This is a genomic window from Pseudomonas sp. W5-01 (genome assembly GCF_046540435.1).
Taxonomy (GTDB): domain Bacteria; phylum Pseudomonadota; class Gammaproteobacteria; order Pseudomonadales; family Pseudomonadaceae; genus Aquipseudomonas; species Aquipseudomonas graminis_B.
The window spans coordinates 555534-571109 of sequence record NZ_JAXCIP010000002.1 but is presented as its reverse complement, the minus strand read 5'-3'; the positions used below and the strand labels follow the sequence as shown (position 1 = coordinate 571109).

Sequence of the window (15576 nt, the reverse complement as noted above, 5' to 3'; positions counted from 1 at the left end):
CTTGATCAGCCCGTGCCGGACATGCCGGAAATGACCGACGCAAGCCACGACCTCGCGCTGCTCCAACTGGGACAGCGTCTGCAGGACGGCGGCTATCGTTTCACCACGGTCACGCCGTTAACCCATCAACGGGTCAACGCCCGTGAACAGAACCGCGAGGCCCGCAGCCTGCGCGACGTCTTCGGCTGGAGCCGCCCGTTCGAAAGCGGATTGCTGGACGAAGCCGAACTCGAAGCACTGCTTGCCGCGGGTGTGCTGCGGGCCCATGCCGGCATGTGGGTCAGTGAAGTGCGTTGGTCGAGCCTTGATGACCTGCTGTTCGTCCACTCCGCCTTCCCCACCGTGGCTCACGATTCGGTGTTCTTCGGCCCCGACACCTATCGCTTTGCCCAGGCCATTGGAGAACACCTGCGCACCTCGACCCATCCGATTCGTACCGCCGTCGACATCGGCTGTGGCAGTGGCGTCGGCGCGATCCTCATCGGCCGTGCCCGACGGGATGCGAGTGTGCTGGCGGTTGACATTAACCCCACTGCCCTGCGGTTCACTGCCGTCAACGCGTCGCTGGCCCAGGCCGACAACGTGGTCGCTTACCACAGCGACATCCTGGCGGGCACCACCGGGGAGTTCGACTTGATCGTCGCCAACCCGCCGTACATGAAGGACACCCAGGAACGCGCTTACCGCCACGGTGGCGAACAACTGGGCTCCGAGCTGTCCGTGCGTATCCTGGCGCAAGCCATTGAGCGACTGGCGCCGGGCGGCAGCGTATTGCTGTACACCGGCGCGCCCTCGGTCGACGGCGTTGATCTGTTCCTCGAGCAGGCGCGCGCACTCGTTGATCGTCCTGATCTCGCCTGGTCCTATCGCGAGATGGACCCTGACGTGTTCGGTGAAGAGCTGGAAACCGACACGTACCAGGAAGCTGACCGCATCGCTGCCGTGGTGCTGACGGTGACGCGGATTCAGTGAAATACCCAACGACGCCGGACGGTCGCTATTTCGTCGTCAAGGGCCAACTGTGGCGCTGCAGCAACCCGGCCCTCGGCGAAGAAGAGCGCCAGCAGTGGGTCAATGCGCTGATGAAGGCGCGGCAGGCCGTCAAAGCTGCCAAACGCGCCGATGACGCTGCCGCGCTCCAGGGGGCTCGCGCTTCGGTCAATGCGGCGAAGATTGCACTGGGCGAGCGCGGTCCGGTCTGGTGGTCGGACGGTGCGGCGGACTTCAATCGCTTCAAGGCTGTGAATACGCCTTATCGGGAATGGTTTGAATCGTTCTGACACAGAGTTGCGGACGGTTTGAGGCGTTCCACAGGCGACCTGACAGCAGCTGGTTATGAAATTCTCTGAACGATTAATGTGATCAGTGCGTCGGATTAGTTGCTGGCACTCAAGCCACGTCAAGGACAGAAGAGGAACTTCACTATGGCAAATCTTATTCAGACTTCCGCACTCGCATTGTTGATGGCTATCGGTAGCCAAGGCGCTTTTGCAGCCCAAGACAACGACGACTTCGTGGAAGATGCATCCGCCAAAGGTGTGGCAGAAGTTGAAGCCGGTAAACTCGCGCTGGAGAAAGGCACTTCCGCTGATGTGAAAGCCTTCGCGGAAATGATGGTCAAAGATCACACGGCCGCCAACACCAAACTGAAAGGCATTGCGGACACCAAGAAGCTGGAAGTGTCTGATAACGCCATGCTCATGGACAAAGCCAAAGCGATGATTCTTGAGCTGCGCAGTTCGAAGTCGTTTGATCAGGCGTATGCGAACAACCAGGTTGTCGCCCATGAACAAACCATCGAGCTGTTCAAGAAAGAAGCCGCCGAAGGCAAAGACGCTGATCTGAAAGCGTTCGCGACCGCTACGTTGCCGAAGCTGGAAGAGCACCTGACCCACGCCAAGGCCTTGGCCAAAGCACATGGCGGTGACGCTGCTAAATAGTTCGGAGGACGCCTGTCACGGGCTGATTCGAATCTTTAGTTGAAGGAGGCAGGGTTTAGACACCCTGCCTTTTTCATGTCTGTCAGTGTGTGATCAAGCAATCCGCGCCTGCCCCCCTATAACGTGAGGCCCGACATGAGCAATGCGACCCGCAATCAAATGGCTGTTGTCCTCAATCAACTGGACGAACTTCGCGGCAGCGTTAACGAACTGTTCCGGCTTGAACTGGCCGAAGTCACCGAGCTGACCGGCCACCAGACGGTGGACGATAAACAGAGCATCGCTCAATGCTTTGCTACGCTGGAAGCGTCTATCGTGGACATGGAACAGACCCTGGCGATGCTGGCGGAAGCGACGGAGCAGCGTGGGGCTGTATAGCGCGTCTACGCTCTATGCCAGGCCGTCGATTTTGCAGTGTCTTGGCCGACGCCTTCCCGGCTAAAGCGGGTCCTACTAACAGACCGCGCTGCACACGTAGGACCGGCTTCAGCCGGGAACTGGCCCGTTCGGGCGCGGATATTGTACGGTGTGCCACTTGACGCCTTCCCGGCTAAAGCCAGTCCGGCTGTTGAGCCGCGCTGCACCTGTGGGACCGGCTTCAGCCGGGAACTGGCCCGTTCAGGCGCCGTTATTGTTGCGGGTGTCAGGCGAGGATCGAACCGATACCGGAACTCCGCCCGCGCCGCGAACTCTGCGTTTAACAGACACAGGCTGCAGGCTGAGGGATTTCCATGAGTGCCGGACTGGACGAATACAACCGCAAGCGCGATTTCGACGCGACGCCCGAGCCGTCAGGCAGCGCCAAGAAAAAACGCGCTTCGAGCAACAAAGCAGCCCATGCCCTGCAGTTCTGCATCCAGAAGCATGACGCCTCTCGCCTGCATTACGACTTCCGCCTCGAAATCGATGGCACGCTGAAAAGCTGGGCCGTGCCAAAGGGCCCCTCGCTGGACCCGGCAGCCAAGCGCCTGGCGGTGCACGTTGAAGATCACCCGGTCGAATACGCCACCTTCGAGGGCAGCATCCCCGAAGGGCATTACGGTGCCGGCGACGTCATCGTCTGGGACCGCGGCGTGTGGACACCCCTCACCGACCCTGCCGAGGCCTACGCCAAGGGCAAACTCAAATTTGAACTGCAGGGCGAGAAGCTCGGCGGCGTGTGGAATCTGGTCAAGACGCACATTCCCGGCAAGCAGGAGCAGTGGTTCCTGATCAAGCACCAGGACGAATTTGCCCGCCCGGAGAGCGATTACGACGTGGTCAGGGAACTGCCCGACAGCGTGCTCAGCGAGCGCACCCTGATTCCTAAAAAACGCGGGAGCAAAACGGCGGCAACGTCCAAGCCTGACAAGCCCAAAGCGGTAGAGAAAGTCCCCGCCCCCCGGAAGAAATCCGCCAAGGCGCAACTGGTGGGCGCCGAACCTGGTGATATCCCGGATCTCATCAAGCCCGAACTGGCCACGCTGGTGGAGTCCGCGCCTGAGGGCGACTGGCGCTACGAGATCAAGTTCGATGGCTACCGGGTCATGGCGCGAGTCGCCGAGGGCAACGTGCAGCTCTTCACCCGCAATGGCCATGACTGGACGCACAAACTGCCGCACCAGGCCGACGCCATCGCCGGGCTGGGCCTTGAATCGGCCTGGCTCGACGGCGAGATGGTCGTCGCCAACGACGAAGGCGTGCCCGACTTCCAGGCCTTGCAGAACGCCTTCGAGGCCGGTCGCAGCGGCAAGATTATTTATTACCTGTTCGACATGCCCTTTCTCAACGGCATGGACCTGCGCGAAGTGCCGCTGGAACAGCGTCGCGCCGCGCTGTCCAAGGTGCTCGAACGGACCGACGACGAGGTGCTCAGGTATTCCGAAGACTTCGCCGAAGTGCCGGAAGTCCTGCTCAACAGCGCCTGCCAGATGAAAATGGAAGGCCTGATCGGCAAGCGCGCCGGCAGCCCTTACCTGTCGCGCCGCAGCGGTGACTGGATCAAGCTCAAGTGCAAGCGCCGCCAGGAATTCGTCGTCGTGGGCTACACCGATCCCAAGGGCGCGCGCAGCAAATTCGGCGCATTGCTCTTGGGTTTGCACGATGCCGACAGTGGCGAACTGAGGTACGCCGGAAAGGTCGGGACCGGTTTCAATGAAGCGACATTGGGCACGATCTACGACCAACTCACGCCGCTCCACGGCAAGAAGGCTGCGGTGGTCAATCCGCCCACCGGCATTGAAGCCAAGGGCGTGCACTGGCTCAAACCAGTGCTGCTGGCCGAAGTGGCGTTTGCCGAGATCACCAAAGACGGATCGGTCCGGCACGCTGTTTTCCATGGCCTGCGCACCGACAAGCCTGCGGAGTCGATCACCGAGGAGCTACCGGCGCCAGCGCCTTCAACCGATCAAACGTCGAAGCCCGGGCAGGCGTCAGACGTGCCAGAAGCGCGGTCAGAAGACACGCCAAAACCTGCGACCCCGCGTAAGCGTGCGAAGGCATCCAAACCTGTCAACGCCGAAGAAGGTCCGCGTGAGTCCGACGCCGCCGACACCCAAACAGGCAAGATTCGCCTGACCCACCCCGAACGAGTGATCGATCCCACCAGCGGCGCGACCAAGCGCGACCTCGCCGATTACTACATCCGCATTTCCGAATGGCTGCTGCCGCAACTGTCTCAACGCCCGGTGGCGCTGGTGCGGGCACCGGAGGGCATCGGCGGCGAGCTGTTCTTTCAGAAAAACGCCGACCGCCTCGCCATCCCCGGCATCGAGACCATGGGCAAGGAATACACCGGCCATCCTGTGATGCTGATCAACAACATCGAAGCGCTGGTCGGTGCGGTGCAGATGAGTGCCATGGAGCTGCACACGTGGAACGCCGTCGCCACGAACCTTGAGCGGCCGGACCGCTTCATACTTGACCTCGACCCCGATCCGGCGCTGCCCTGGAAAACCATGGTGGAAGCCACGCAACTGACCCTCGCTGTGCTGGATGAACTGGGGCTCAAATCGTTCTTGAAAACCAGCGGCGGAAAGGGGATTCATGTGGTCGTGCCGCTGACGCCGAAAGCGGACTGGGACGCCGTGAAGGATTTCAGTCATGCCATCGTCAAGCACATCGCCAGGCTGCTGCCGGAGCGGTTTTCGGCGGTGGCCGGGCCGAAGAACCGCATTGGCAAGATCTTCATCGACTACCTGCGCAACGGGCTCGGCGCCACCACGATTTGCGCGTACTCGGTGCGCACCCGGGAGGGCCTGCCGGTGTCGGTACCGATCTATCGCGAAGAACTGCTGGAGATCAAAGGCGCCAACGCCTGGGACATCAACACCGTCCACGAACGTCTCGCCGAACTGGACAGCGACCCGTGGGCGGACCTGGGCAAAACACGCCAGACCATCACCCCCGACATGCGCAAACGGGTCGGGCTTAAATAACCCATCCCCGACGCGGGTTTCCTGTAGCACCGCGATGAAGTAGCAGGACCGGCTTCAGCCGGGAAAGGGTCGGCAGCCACACTGCAAAGATGATGGTGTCTACACAGCCCTCTTCCCGGCTGAAGCCGGTCCTACCAGCACCAAACGCACCGCTAATCCCCCACCGCTGCAAAGTCCTGAACTAAACCCCTCGCCGCCTGCTCCGCTACTTAGTTGCCCCTAATTAATCGCGGAGAAAAACCACAATGAGAGCACTCACCTACCACGGCGCCCATGACGTGAAAGTTGACACCGTCCCCGATCCGGTCATCGAACAGGCTGACGACATCATCCTGCGCGTGACCGCCACCGCAATCTGCGGCTCCGACCTGCACCTCTACCGCGGCAAAATCCCCACCGTCGAACACGGCGATATCTTCGGCCACGAATTCATGGGCATCGTCGAAGACACCGGTTCAGCCGTGACCGCCGTGCAGCGCGGCGACCGGGTTGTCATTCCCTTCGTCATTGCCTGCGGCGAATGCTTCTTCTGCAACATGGACCTGTACGCCGCCTGCGAAACCACCAACACCGGTCGCGGCGCGATCATCAACAAGAAGGCCATTCCACCGGGGGCTGCGCTGTTCGGCTTCAGCCACTTGTACGGCGGCATCCCTGGCGGCCAGGCCGAATACGTGCGCGTGCCGAAAGCCAACACCGGACCGTTCAAGGTCCCTGGCACGCTGTCGGACGAAAAGGTGCTGTTCCTCTCCGACATCCTGCCCACCGGTTACCAGGCGGTCCTGAACACCGGCATCGGCCAGGGTTCGAGTATCGCCATCTACGGCGCGGGTCCTGTGGGGTTGATGGCTGCGGCCGTGGCCCGGATGCTCGGCGCCGATCAGATCTTCATGGTGGACCATCACGCTTACCGGCTGGCGTACGCCCAGGCCACCTACGGCGTGATCCCGATCAACTTCGATGAAGACGACGACCCGGCCGATACCATCATTCGTCAGACCAAGGGCATGCGCGGTGTGGACGGCGTGGTCGATGCGGTGGGTTTCGAAGCCAAAGGCAGCACCACCGAAACCATTCTGACCAACCTGAAAATCGAAGGCAGCAGCGGTAAGGCCTTGCGCCAGTGCATCGCCGCCGTGCGCCGTGGCGGCGTGGTCAGCGTGCCGGGTGTGTACGCCGGTTTCATCCACGGCTTCCTGTTCGGCGATGCGTTCGACAAGGGCCTCACCTTCAAAATGGGCCAGACTCACGTGCAGCGCTACCTGCCGGAATTGCTGGAACACATTGAAGCCGGCCGTCTCGCGCCCGAAGCGATCATCAGCCACCGCATGTCTCTGGAGCAGGCCGCTGAGGGCTACAAGATTTTCGACAAGAAACAGGAAGACTGCCGCAAGGTCATCCTGACCCCAGGCAGCCCGGACATCCCTTTGACTGCATCCGTGACCGAAACTGAAACGGGTACTGCAACGGTTACCGGCATCCCCGCCATGTGATCCCGCGCGGACCGAGGACAATGAAATGGACACGCTGTTCTCGGCCGCCCTGGTGGTCATCATCCTTCTGATCGACGTGTGGGCCATCGCCAATGTCTGGCGCGGCCCCGAATCGCCCTGGACCAAAATCGGCTGGGTGGTGCTGATCTTCATTTTCCCAGTGATCGGCGTTGCCATCTGGGGCATCGCCGGGCCACGGGGCATCGCCAGAGCCCCCACGTCCAGGGTACGCCGCAAGGGCTGAAGCGCTGCGAGGGCTGCCTCCTCTGCTGCGCGGCGAGCAGGCGCGAGTCCTGGGCGCGACGCAGCAGTCCATCCATGATCAGTTACAGGATCGGCTTGCCGCCGGTCACCCCATAACGTGTGCCCGAAATGTAACTGCCTTCGTCGGAGCCCAGCAGTACGTAGATCGGTGCGACCTCCACCGGCTGACCCGGACGGCCAAGTGGCGTCTCCTCGCCGAAGCTTTTCACGTCTTCGTCGGTCATGGTCGACACAATCAGCGGCGTCCAGATCGGGCCGGGCGCGACGCTGTTCACGCGAATGCCGCGCTCACCGAGCAACTGCGCCAGGCCAGCGGTGAAGTTGGCGATGGCGCCCTTGGTGGCCGCGTACGGCAGCAGCGTTGGCTTAGGCGAATCGGAATTGACCGAACTGGTGTTGATGATCGAACTGCCCGCAGCCATGTGGGGCACCGCCGCCTTGCAGATGCGAAACATCGCGGTGACGTTGATATCGAAGGTTTTCACCCATTCCTCGTCGGAGATTTCCTCAAGAGATGCGTGGGACATCTGGAACGCGGCGTTATTGACCAGCACGTCGATGCGGCCGAACTTCCTCACCGTTTCATCGACGATGGCCAGGCACTGCGCCTTCTCGGCCAGATCGCCCGGCAGCAGCAGGCACTGACGGCCCGCCTCCTCCACCCAGCGTGCGGTTTCCTTGGCATCTTCATGTTCATCGAGGTACGAAATCGCCACGTCAGCGCCTTCACGGGCGTAGGCGATAGCGACTGCACGGCCAATGCCGCTGTCGCCGCCGGTGATCAGCGCAATCTTGTTGCTCATGCGGCCCGAGCCCTTGTAGCGGGTCTCGCCGCAGTCCGGGTAGGGGTCCATTCGGCTCTGATCGCCAGGAACAGGCTGCTGTTGAGGCTTGAACGGCGGTTTCGGGTAGTCAGTCATGGGGCTCTCCTTGAAATGTTCCAACCCAAACGGTCAGCGTTAAAAGTGGACTGAACGACCGGGGACGAGTTCGGAGTTTTTTTGCAGCGGCCCTGCTCGACGATTTGCCAGATGTTCCAGCGCCGGGGTTGATTGTTCCCGCAACGGAAACACTGTATTGCGAAATGATAGCTAGCTAACGGTTAACCTCACTGCTAGTTTCAATGACGTTGAATCCGCCGATTTGACAACCCCCCCGGAGCCGCCTTCACGTCAGAGATAACGTGACGGCGGCTCGCTTTTTGTGGACAGCCCCAGGCGCATTGGCACGAATTTTCTGATCGGACCCCTGCTCACTCGGCCGGCCACAACGCTGTCAAGCCTCCCTTTTCCCTTCCGAGTCGGACATCATGGCCGTCGGCCGTTCCTGGCCGGTCATCCACACACTCGTAGAAGAGAACGCCCATGGCCAACCACGACATCACCTTCACGCCGGATCCTGACGCGGATTCCATCTCCTCGGACGTCGCCGGTTTCGGCGGTCTGCTGGTTTCCACGCAGATCCCCACCCGGGCCGACGGCAGCCTGGAACTGGGCGGTATCGTCGAGCAGAGCGAATGCACGTTGCAGGCGTTGAAAGGGGCACTGGAGCGGGCCGGCAGTTCCATGGACCGCGTGCTGCACCTGACCATCTACCTCACCGACATGGCCGATCGCGCCGCATTCAACGAAGTCTACACACGCTTTTTCGCCAAACCCTGGCCTGTGCGCGCCGCAGTGGGCGTCGCCGCGTTGGCCGTCGAAGGCATGCGCGTGGAAGTCACGGCGATGGCCGCCAAGGCCTGATCACGCGGGTTTCCGGCGCCCCCACCCCACAGGCGGGCGCCATCGGGCAGCAGACGGGTGCCGGTCAGGCGTTTCGCCGCTACAATGCGCGCCTTGACCGTGACCGTGCCGACTAAAAAATATGTCTCTGCCCAAACATCATCTGGAATTGCTCAGCCCTGCCCGCGACGTGGCCATTGCCCGCGAGGCCATTCTGCATGGCGCTGACGCGATCTACATTGGCGGCCCGAGCTTCGGCGCGCGCCACAACGCGGCCAACGACGTCAGCGAGATCGCCCAACTGGTCGAGTTCGCCCGCCGTTACCACGCCCGCGTCTTCACCACCATCAACACCATTCTTCATGACAACGAACTTGAACCGGCGCGCAAGCTGATCCATCAGCTCTACGACGCTGGCGTCGACGCGCTGATCGTGCAGGACCTCGGCGTGATGGAGCTGGACATTCCGCCCATCGAGCTGCACGCCAGCACCCAGACCGACATCCGCACCATGGAGCGGGCACGCTTTCTCGATCAGGCCGGCTTCTCGCAGCTGGTGCTGGCCCGTGAGCTGAACCTCCAGGAAATCCGCGCCATCGCCGACGAAACCGATGCCGCCATCGAATTCTTCATTCACGGCGCGCTGTGCGTAGCTTTCTCCGGTCAGTGCAATATTTCCCACGCCCACACCGGGCGCAGTGCCAACCGTGGCAACTGCTCCCAGGCCTGCCGTCTGCCCTACACGCTGAAAGACGATCAGGGCCGCGTGGTTGCCTACGAGAAGCACCTGCTGTCGATGAAAGACAACAACCAGAGCGCCAACCTGCGCGCACTGGTGGATGCCGGCGTGCGTTCGTTCAAGATCGAAGGCCGCTACAAGGACATGGGCTATGTGAAGAACATCACGGCCTACTACCGTCAGCGTCTGGACGAGATCCTCGAAGACCGTCCGGACCTGGCCCGCGCCTCCAGCGGCCGCACCGCGCACTTCTTCCTGCCGGACCCGGACAAGACTTTCCACCGGGGCAGCACCGACTATTTCGTCACCGACCGCAAGGTCGACATCGGCGCGTTCGATTCGCCGACCTTCACCGGCCTGCTGGTCGGCGTGGTCGAGAAAGTCGGCAAGCGTGACTTGCAGGTGGTGACCCATGAGCCGCTGTCCAACGGTGACGGCCTCAATGTGCTGGTCAAGCGCGAAGTGGTGGGGTTCCGCGCCAACATCGCCGAGCCAAAAGGCGAGTTCGAAGAAGACGGCGAGAAGCGCTACCGCTACCGCGTCGAGCCGAACGAGATGCCAAAAGGCCTGCAACTGCGGCCCAACCATCCGCTCAGTCGCAACCTCGATCACAACTGGCAGCAGGCTTTGCAGAAGACCTCGGCCGAACGCCGCATCGGCCTGTCATGGGTGGCGCGCCTGCGTGAAGAGCGTCTGGAACTGGTCGCCACCAGCGAGGAAGGCATCAGCGCTCGCGTCGAGCTGAACGGCCCGTTTGGCGTCGCCAATAAACCGGAGCAGGCGCTGGAGCAGCTCCACGATCTGCTCGGCCAGCTCGGCACCACCGAATACCACGCAACTGCCATCGAGCTGGACGCGCCGCAAGCGTTCTTCATCCCGAACTCGCAACTCAAAGCGTTGCGCCGTGAAGTCATCGAGACCTTGACCGCCGCTCGCATCCAGGCGCACCCGCGCGGTGCCCGCAAGCCGGAAACGTCGCCGCCGCCGGTTTACCCCGAGGCGCACCTGTCGTTCCTGGCCAACGTTTACAACGAGAAGGCGCGGCACTTCTATCACCGTCACGGCGTGCAGTTGATCGACGCCGCGTACGAGGCCCATGAAGAGAAAGGCGAAGTGCCGGTGATGATTACCAAACACTGCCTGCGCTTCTCCTTCAACCTGTGCCCCAAGCAGGCCAAGGGCGTGACCGGCGTGCGCACCAAGGTCGCGCCGATGCAACTGGTGCATGGCGATGAGGTGCTGACGTTGAAGTTCGATTGCAAGCCGTGCGAAATGCACGTGATCGGAAAGATCAAAGGCCATATTCTGGGCCTGCCCCAGCCGGGCAGCGGCGTTCAGGTGGTGGGGCATATCAGCCCTGCTGATCTGCTGAAGACCATCCCGCGCGGGGCGCACTGATCCTGCTATCGCGTTGATTGCTCGCGCTGCACCTCCAGGGCTGCAGCGCGGTCAGTCAGCGCCGTGCGACTTCGTGCTTGATGCAGCCTTCGTAATACACCTGTTTGACGCTTTCCGGCCGCAGCCTCGAAGGGCTGTCGTAAGTCTGCTCGGTAATGCCCAGGGCACTCATGCGCATCCATTGCTGGGCGAAATGCTGGGCCTGCATCTTCTTGCGGGCGCCGTACAGCGTCAGGCCGGACAGTTTGTATTGTTGAGCAGTACCGGCCATCCCCGCGCCCCAGGTGCAGAGGTCGCGTTCGTTCTTGTTTGGACTGCGCGCCAAGGCCTGGGAAGTCACCGTTATGAGCACGCAGAAGGTCAGTAGAGTCTTGAGAAATGACATGCGATTCCTTGCCTAAGTGACTGATCAGGCGTGGATTCTGACGAGGTACGGCGCCCACCGGGGCCAGCATATTGCCTTTTTTGTTTGTCAGCCGACCAATGACACCTGCACCCCTGCGCTCCACGGCACGGCGTCACATTTGAGTAACGAAAGCCTGCGCCGCCTGCTACCGTGTAGGGGTTACGTATGAACCTTATCGACCGATCCCCGGTCGATAGATGCACCTCTGGTTCCGTCGACCGTTGTTGTACCCGACCGAACCCGCTTATTTCCAGAAGGACCGTCCATGATTCCGATTCAACGCATCGCCTGGCTCAAGGCCTGGGGCGCCCATGGTTTTACCGCCACGGGCGTGGTGCTCGCCTTTCTCGCGACCATTGCTCTGTTCGACAACCAACCCAAGGCGTGCCTGCTCTGGCTGGGCTTCGCCCTGATCGTCGATGGCGTAGACGGCTCCCTGGCGCGCAAGCTGAACGTGCAGTCGGTCCTGCCGCACTTCGACGGCTCGGTGCTCGACCTGGTGATCGATTACCTGACCTACGTGTTCATTCCCGCCCTGTTCATCTACCGCTACATCCCGCTGCCTGAATACACCCTGCTGCTGACCACCTCGATCATCCTGGTGTCGTCGCTGTTCTGTTTCTGCAACGTCGAAATGAAAAGCAAGGACAACTACTTTCAGGGCTTCCCCGCCGCCTGGAACGTCGTCGCCCTGTGCGTCTACATCCTTTCTCCGGCGCCGTGGCTGACTTTCATCACGGTGATCTGCCTGGCGCTGCTGACGGTGACGCGCATGAAGTTCCTGCACCCGTTCCGCGTCCGCCGCTTCATGCCCCTGAACATCGCAGTCACTGCCGTGTGGTTCTTCTGCAGCTTCCTGCTGGTGATGAATCATCCGTACAACGGATCGGTGGCCCTGTTCGTGTGGCTGGCCATGTCAGCGTACTTCCTGGGGATCTGCATCTGGCGCACGTCCATGGAATGGATCGACAAAGCCCGCGTCTGATTCAACAGACGACTTTCCTCGACGCATAAAAAAGCAGCCCTCTTCGGAGGGCTGTTTTTTTTGCGCAGAATTTGGATGAAGCGTGCTGATGCGGGTTTACAGGGTGTAGCTCAACGGCAGCTGGGTCGTGGACTTGATCTGCTCCATGGCGAAGCTGGAACTCATGTCAGTGATGCCCGACAACTGGATCAGCTTTTTGTAAACGGCATCGTAGCCAGCGATGTCCGGCACTACGATCCGCAGCATGTAGTCGGTGTCGCCGGCCATGCGATAGCATTCCACCACTTCGGGCAGCGTGGCGATCAGATCATGGAAACGACCCAGCCACTGGGCGTTGTGCTGATTGGTTCGAATGGCGGCGAACACCGTTACCGCGACGTTCAACTGCGCCGGGTCAAGCAGCGCAACCCGCCCGCGAATCATGCCCTGCTCTTCGAGCTTTTGTACGCGACGCCAGCATGCGGTGCTGCCGAGGCCGACGCTGTCGGCGATTTCTGCAATCGGGCGGGTGCAGTCGTTCTGCAGAATGCTCAGGATGGCCTGGTCGAATTTGTCCATGGAACGCGCGGTGGCCTCGGTAAATTCATATGCCGGGAAGCGATAAGGATAGGCCAGAAAGGCCAGTTCATAAAATGATATTCCCTTCAATGAGCCTTTGATGGAAATTCATTCTAATCCGAGGGCAAATCTCCGTTGAGGAATCAATTTTTTTTCACCCTGACGCTAGTAGTATTTTCGGCACGACGGACAGCGCAGAACTCCCCATGAAAACACTCCCTTGTTATTTCGATTACGCCGCCACCACCCCGGTTGATGACCGCGTCATCCAGGCCATGGTCACCTGCCTCGGCCGCGAAGGTACATTCGGCAACCCGGCATCCAGCTCCCACGCCTACGGCAATCAGGCCCGGCAGTCCGTGGAGTTGGCGCGCCGTCAGGTTGCAGAACTGGTGGGTTGCAGTGCCGATGACCTGGTCTGGACCTCAGGCGCGACAGAGTCCAACAATCTGGCGATCAAGGGCATCGCGCTCAACCCCAACAATGGCGCCCGCCGCCACCTCATCACCAGCACCCTCGAACACAAAGCCGTCATCGACACCGTTCGCCAGCTTGAGCAAGCCGGTTGCCCGGTGACCTGGCTCGAACCCGACAGCCGCGGCCTGATTCACCCCGACGCCGTGCGCCACGCACTGCGAGATGACACGCTGTTGGTGTCGCTGATGCTGGTCAACAACGAACTGGGCACCGTCACCGATATCTCGGCCATCGGCCAAATCGTGCGTGAGCACGGGGCCCTCTTCCACGTCGACGCCGCCCAGGGCGCTGGCAAACTGGCGATCGACCTGAGCGCATTGCCGGTGGACCTGATGTCCTTCTCCGCGCACAAAACCTACGGCCCGAAAGGCATTGGCGCTCTGTACATCGGCGAACGGGCAAGGCCGCTGCTTGAAGCACAGATGCACGGCGGCGGCCACGAACAGGGTTACCGCTCCGGCACCCTCGCCACCCACCAGATCGTCGGCATGGGCGCGGCGTACGCACTGGCCAGCGCCGAAATGGACGAAGAAGTCGCGCGCATCGGTGCGTTGTCCGCGCAGTTGCGCGAAGGCCTGCTCGGCTTGGACGGCGTGAGCCTGAACGGCGATCCCCAACAACGCGTTCCCCATACGCTCAACGTCTGCATCGACAGCCCGGGGTTTAACGTTGCCAGCCTGGCGAGCGAACTGGCGGTTTCTTCGACCTCGGCGTGTAACTCCGCGAACAGCAGCGTTTCTCACGTGTTGCTGGCGTTGGGGCTGAGTAAAGCCCAGGCCGGGAGCAGCTTGCGGTTAAGCCTGGGGCGGTATACCGAGGTGGGTGATGTGGAGAAGGCGATCGCAGTGATTGCCGGGAAGTTGACTGCGCCGGCTACGACGTTTTGGTGAGGAAAGTGGGTTGATCGTAAGGGGACGATTATAAGGGGACTGATTTATTTACAGCGCTTCACCGTAAATTAATCTGTCCCCGATAGCGGAAGGGGTTAAAGGTTCAAAAGACGATCGTAAGGGGACTGATTTATTTACAGCGCTTCACCGTAAATCAATCTGTCCCCGATGGCGGAAGGGGTTAAAGTTTCAAAAGGTATCCGTCCCCTTTAACCCCAGTTGAACCTGCCTCCGGATATACGAAGATGTGCGGCATCAGTACGCCCTGCTCTGCGAACAGATCAAAGTCAGGAAAACTTACTGCAAAAAATATATCCTCTCTATCTTCAGTTGCTGAAAGCGCTCTAATCGAGCCAATAAGAAAAAATGCCAGGCTGATCAAAAATTCCGAACTCTTGTCGCTCCCTACACTTTTCTTTAAGATCTTTAGCCGGTGATCCCTAGAGACCAATGGTATTTCTTCGAAACTTTCGAATTCGGAGAAAAAAACGCTTAAATCGTTATAGGGTTCTTTGCTGATTATTTTACGGAATAGCTTCGTCAAATTCATTTTTTCGGAATACTCCATCCATGACCGTTCAGCCAGTCGATAGTCCCTCTTGAAAACCTGAGTTAAAGGGATCCGTCCCCTTTAACCTCTTTAATCTTATACATCAGTAATAGATCAGCTCGCGTACATTGTTCACGAAACGAATCTCGGCATCGTCGCCGACTATTCCCTCAAACTCTCTAAAAAAGAAGTCCAAGTCCTTTGAGAATGCAAAGAATGCATCGCGACCATGCTCTCCAGACACCAACGCTCGTAGTATATAGTGGCAACTTTCATGTAGAGCTTCATACAGCTCTTTTCCGATTATTGATAAATATTGCTCCTCAATAATACTAGCAAGCATCGAACTTTTAGGCATTGTTGTGGGCCTATGCCTCGAGATCACGTTGTATTTCCTCAGATCTTTGTCATACTGCAGATGTTCTTGAACCAGCCTTTCAAATTTGCCGCCCTTATCTCGGAACAGGAGCCGAGGCATTCCTTCGACGTCTTCCGCCAATGGTATTTTTATACTCAAATGATTTATATCGACTGAATAGCATTTGGATACAAGCGCTTTTATAGCTGATTTACCTTGGGCCGTGGCTCCGAAGCCAACCCCTCCTTGCAGATTCGTAGCCATCACCAATGCGAACTCGTCAGTATCATCCGCGGACATTTCGCTTATAAAATCGTTAGCATGATTCTTAAACTCAGCAAATTCGGCTTTAAAGCATAAGATCTTGTAGTATTTCAT

The 15576-nt window shown here is 59.8% G+C and carries 16 protein-coding genes; 11 read left to right on the top strand and 5 right to left on the bottom strand.

Features of this window, described 5'->3' with window-relative positions; genetic code table 11:
* Positions 1–21 precede the first annotated feature (21 nt).
* The 7 genes from SLW75_RS07960 (at position 22) to SLW75_RS07930 (ending at position 7093) form a co-directional block, all read left to right on the top strand.
* Complete coding sequence (locus tag SLW75_RS07960; protein WP_410934375.1) at positions 22–972, top strand: methyltransferase; 951 nt, start codon at positions 22–24, stop codon at positions 970–972.
* Complete coding sequence (locus tag SLW75_RS07955) at positions 969–1280, top strand: hypothetical protein (protein ID WP_296308988.1); 312 nt, start codon at positions 969–971, stop codon at positions 1278–1280. Before SLW75_RS07960 ends, SLW75_RS07955 begins: the two co-directional genes overlap by 4 nt.
* Positions 1281–1424: 144 nt before the next feature.
* Positions 1425–1940, top strand: a complete 516-nt coding sequence (locus SLW75_RS07950) for a DUF4142 domain-containing protein (RefSeq protein ID WP_065988800.1) — start codon at positions 1425–1427, stop codon at positions 1938–1940.
* Positions 1941–2075: 135 nt separating this feature from the next.
* A complete protein-coding gene (locus SLW75_RS07945) occupies positions 2076–2318 on the top strand; it encodes a hypothetical protein (protein ID WP_065988799.1) in 243 nt (80 codons plus the stop codon).
* Between the two features lie 353 nt (positions 2319–2671).
* On the top strand, positions 2672–5356 hold the full coding sequence (gene ligD, locus SLW75_RS07940) for a DNA ligase D (protein ID WP_410934101.1): 2685 nt from the start codon (positions 2672–2674) through the stop codon (positions 5354–5356).
* Positions 5357–5601: 245 nt separating this feature from the next.
* On the top strand, positions 5602–6849 hold the full coding sequence (locus SLW75_RS07935; RefSeq protein WP_410934100.1) for a zinc-dependent alcohol dehydrogenase: 1248 nt from the start codon (positions 5602–5604) through the stop codon (positions 6847–6849).
* Positions 6850–6874: 25 nt separating this feature from the next.
* The gene (locus SLW75_RS07930; RefSeq protein ID WP_410928865.1) at positions 6875–7093 is read left to right on the top strand and encodes a PLDc N-terminal domain-containing protein; all 219 of its coding nucleotides are present in this window, start codon (positions 6875–6877) and stop codon (positions 7091–7093) included.
* A gap of 82 nt (positions 7094–7175) precedes the next feature.
* On the opposite strand, the gene SLW75_RS07925 is transcribed toward SLW75_RS07930, so the two are convergent.
* Complete coding sequence (locus SLW75_RS07925; RefSeq protein WP_192130275.1) at positions 7176–8033, bottom strand: SDR family oxidoreductase; 858 nt, start codon at positions 8031–8033, stop codon at positions 7176–7178.
* A 444-nt stretch (positions 8034–8477) separates the two neighbouring features.
* On the opposite strand from SLW75_RS07925, the gene SLW75_RS07920 reads away from it, so the two are divergent.
* Positions 8478–8858: a RidA family protein gene (locus tag SLW75_RS07920; protein WP_192130274.1), complete on the top strand. Its 381-nt coding sequence runs from the start codon at positions 8478–8480 to the stop codon at positions 8856–8858.
* Between the two features lie 121 nt (positions 8859–8979).
* Positions 8980–10974, top strand: coding sequence for a peptidase U32 family protein (locus tag SLW75_RS07915; RefSeq protein ID WP_410934099.1), 1995 nt, complete (start codon positions 8980–8982; stop codon positions 10972–10974).
* Between the two features lie 55 nt (positions 10975–11029).
* On the opposite strand, the gene SLW75_RS07910 is transcribed toward SLW75_RS07915, so the two are convergent.
* Entirely contained in the window at positions 11030–11359 is a 330-nt protein-coding gene (locus tag SLW75_RS07910; protein WP_065988792.1) for a hypothetical protein, read from the bottom strand.
* Positions 11360–11645: 286 nt separating this feature from the next.
* Here SLW75_RS07910 and pcsA point away from each other — a divergent pair, with 286 nt between their 5' ends.
* Positions 11646–12365, top strand: coding sequence for a phosphatidylcholine synthase (gene pcsA / locus SLW75_RS07905; RefSeq protein WP_065988791.1), 720 nt, complete (start codon positions 11646–11648; stop codon positions 12363–12365).
* Between the two features lie 96 nt (positions 12366–12461).
* Here pcsA and SLW75_RS07900 read toward each other — a convergent pair whose 3' ends face one another.
* Complete coding sequence (locus SLW75_RS07900; protein WP_192130271.1) at positions 12462–12923, bottom strand: Lrp/AsnC family transcriptional regulator; 462 nt, start codon at positions 12921–12923, stop codon at positions 12462–12464.
* A gap of 206 nt (positions 12924–13129) precedes the next feature.
* On the opposite strand from SLW75_RS07900, the gene SLW75_RS07895 reads away from it, so the two are divergent.
* Positions 13130–14290: a cysteine desulfurase family protein gene (locus SLW75_RS07895; protein ID WP_410934098.1), complete on the top strand. Its 1161-nt coding sequence runs from the start codon at positions 13130–13132 to the stop codon at positions 14288–14290.
* A 181-nt stretch (positions 14291–14471) separates the two neighbouring features.
* Here the strand turns inward: SLW75_RS07895 and SLW75_RS07890 are convergent, their stop codons facing one another.
* On the bottom strand, positions 14472–14840 hold the full coding sequence (locus SLW75_RS07890) for an Imm15 family immunity protein (RefSeq protein ID WP_410934097.1): 369 nt from the start codon (positions 14838–14840) through the stop codon (positions 14472–14474).
* 103 nt (positions 14841–14943) lie between these two features.
* Positions 14944–15576 (bottom strand): hypothetical protein, encoded by a 633-nt coding sequence (locus SLW75_RS07885; protein ID WP_410934096.1) that lies wholly within the window; start codon positions 15574–15576, stop codon positions 14944–14946.

Excerpts from the sequence above, each read along its gene's own strand:
- SLW75_RS07960 (WP_410934375.1), top strand. The coding sequence starts at position 22 with ATGCCGGAAATGACCGACGCAAGCCACGACCTCGCGCTGCTCCAACTG.
- SLW75_RS07950 (WP_065988800.1), top strand. The coding sequence starts at position 1,425 with ATGGCAAATCTTATTCAGACTTCCGCACTCGCATTGTTGATGGCTATC.
- ligD (WP_410934101.1), top strand. The coding sequence starts at position 2,672 with ATGAGTGCCGGACTGGACGAATACAACCGCAAGCGCGATTTCGACGCG.
- SLW75_RS07945 (WP_065988799.1), top strand. The coding sequence starts at position 2,076 with ATGAGCAATGCGACCCGCAATCAAATGGCTGTTGTCCTCAATCAACTG.
- SLW75_RS07900 (WP_192130271.1), bottom strand. The coding sequence starts at position 12,923 with ATGGACAAATTCGACCAGGCCATCCTGAGCATTCTGCAGAACGACTGC.
- pcsA (WP_065988791.1), top strand. The coding sequence starts at position 11,646 with ATGATTCCGATTCAACGCATCGCCTGGCTCAAGGCCTGGGGCGCCCAT.
- SLW75_RS07920 (WP_192130274.1), top strand. The coding sequence starts at position 8,478 with ATGGCCAACCACGACATCACCTTCACGCCGGATCCTGACGCGGATTCC.
- SLW75_RS07935 (WP_410934100.1), top strand. The coding sequence starts at position 5,602 with ATGAGAGCACTCACCTACCACGGCGCCCATGACGTGAAAGTTGACACC.
- SLW75_RS07895 (WP_410934098.1), top strand. The coding sequence starts at position 13,130 with ATGAAAACACTCCCTTGTTATTTCGATTACGCCGCCACCACCCCGGTT.
- SLW75_RS07885 (WP_410934096.1), bottom strand. The coding sequence starts at position 15,576 with ATGAAATACTACAAGATCTTATGCTTTAAAGCCGAATTTGCTGAGTTT.
- SLW75_RS07930 (WP_410928865.1), top strand. The coding sequence starts at position 6,875 with ATGGACACGCTGTTCTCGGCCGCCCTGGTGGTCATCATCCTTCTGATC.
- SLW75_RS07890 (WP_410934097.1), bottom strand. The coding sequence starts at position 14,840 with ATGAATTTGACGAAGCTATTCCGTAAAATAATCAGCAAAGAACCCTAT.
- SLW75_RS07925 (WP_192130275.1), bottom strand. The coding sequence starts at position 8,033 with ATGACTGACTACCCGAAACCGCCGTTCAAGCCTCAACAGCAGCCTGTT.
- SLW75_RS07915 (WP_410934099.1), top strand. The coding sequence starts at position 8,980 with ATGTCTCTGCCCAAACATCATCTGGAATTGCTCAGCCCTGCCCGCGAC.
- SLW75_RS07910 (WP_065988792.1), bottom strand. The coding sequence starts at position 11,359 with ATGTCATTTCTCAAGACTCTACTGACCTTCTGCGTGCTCATAACGGTG.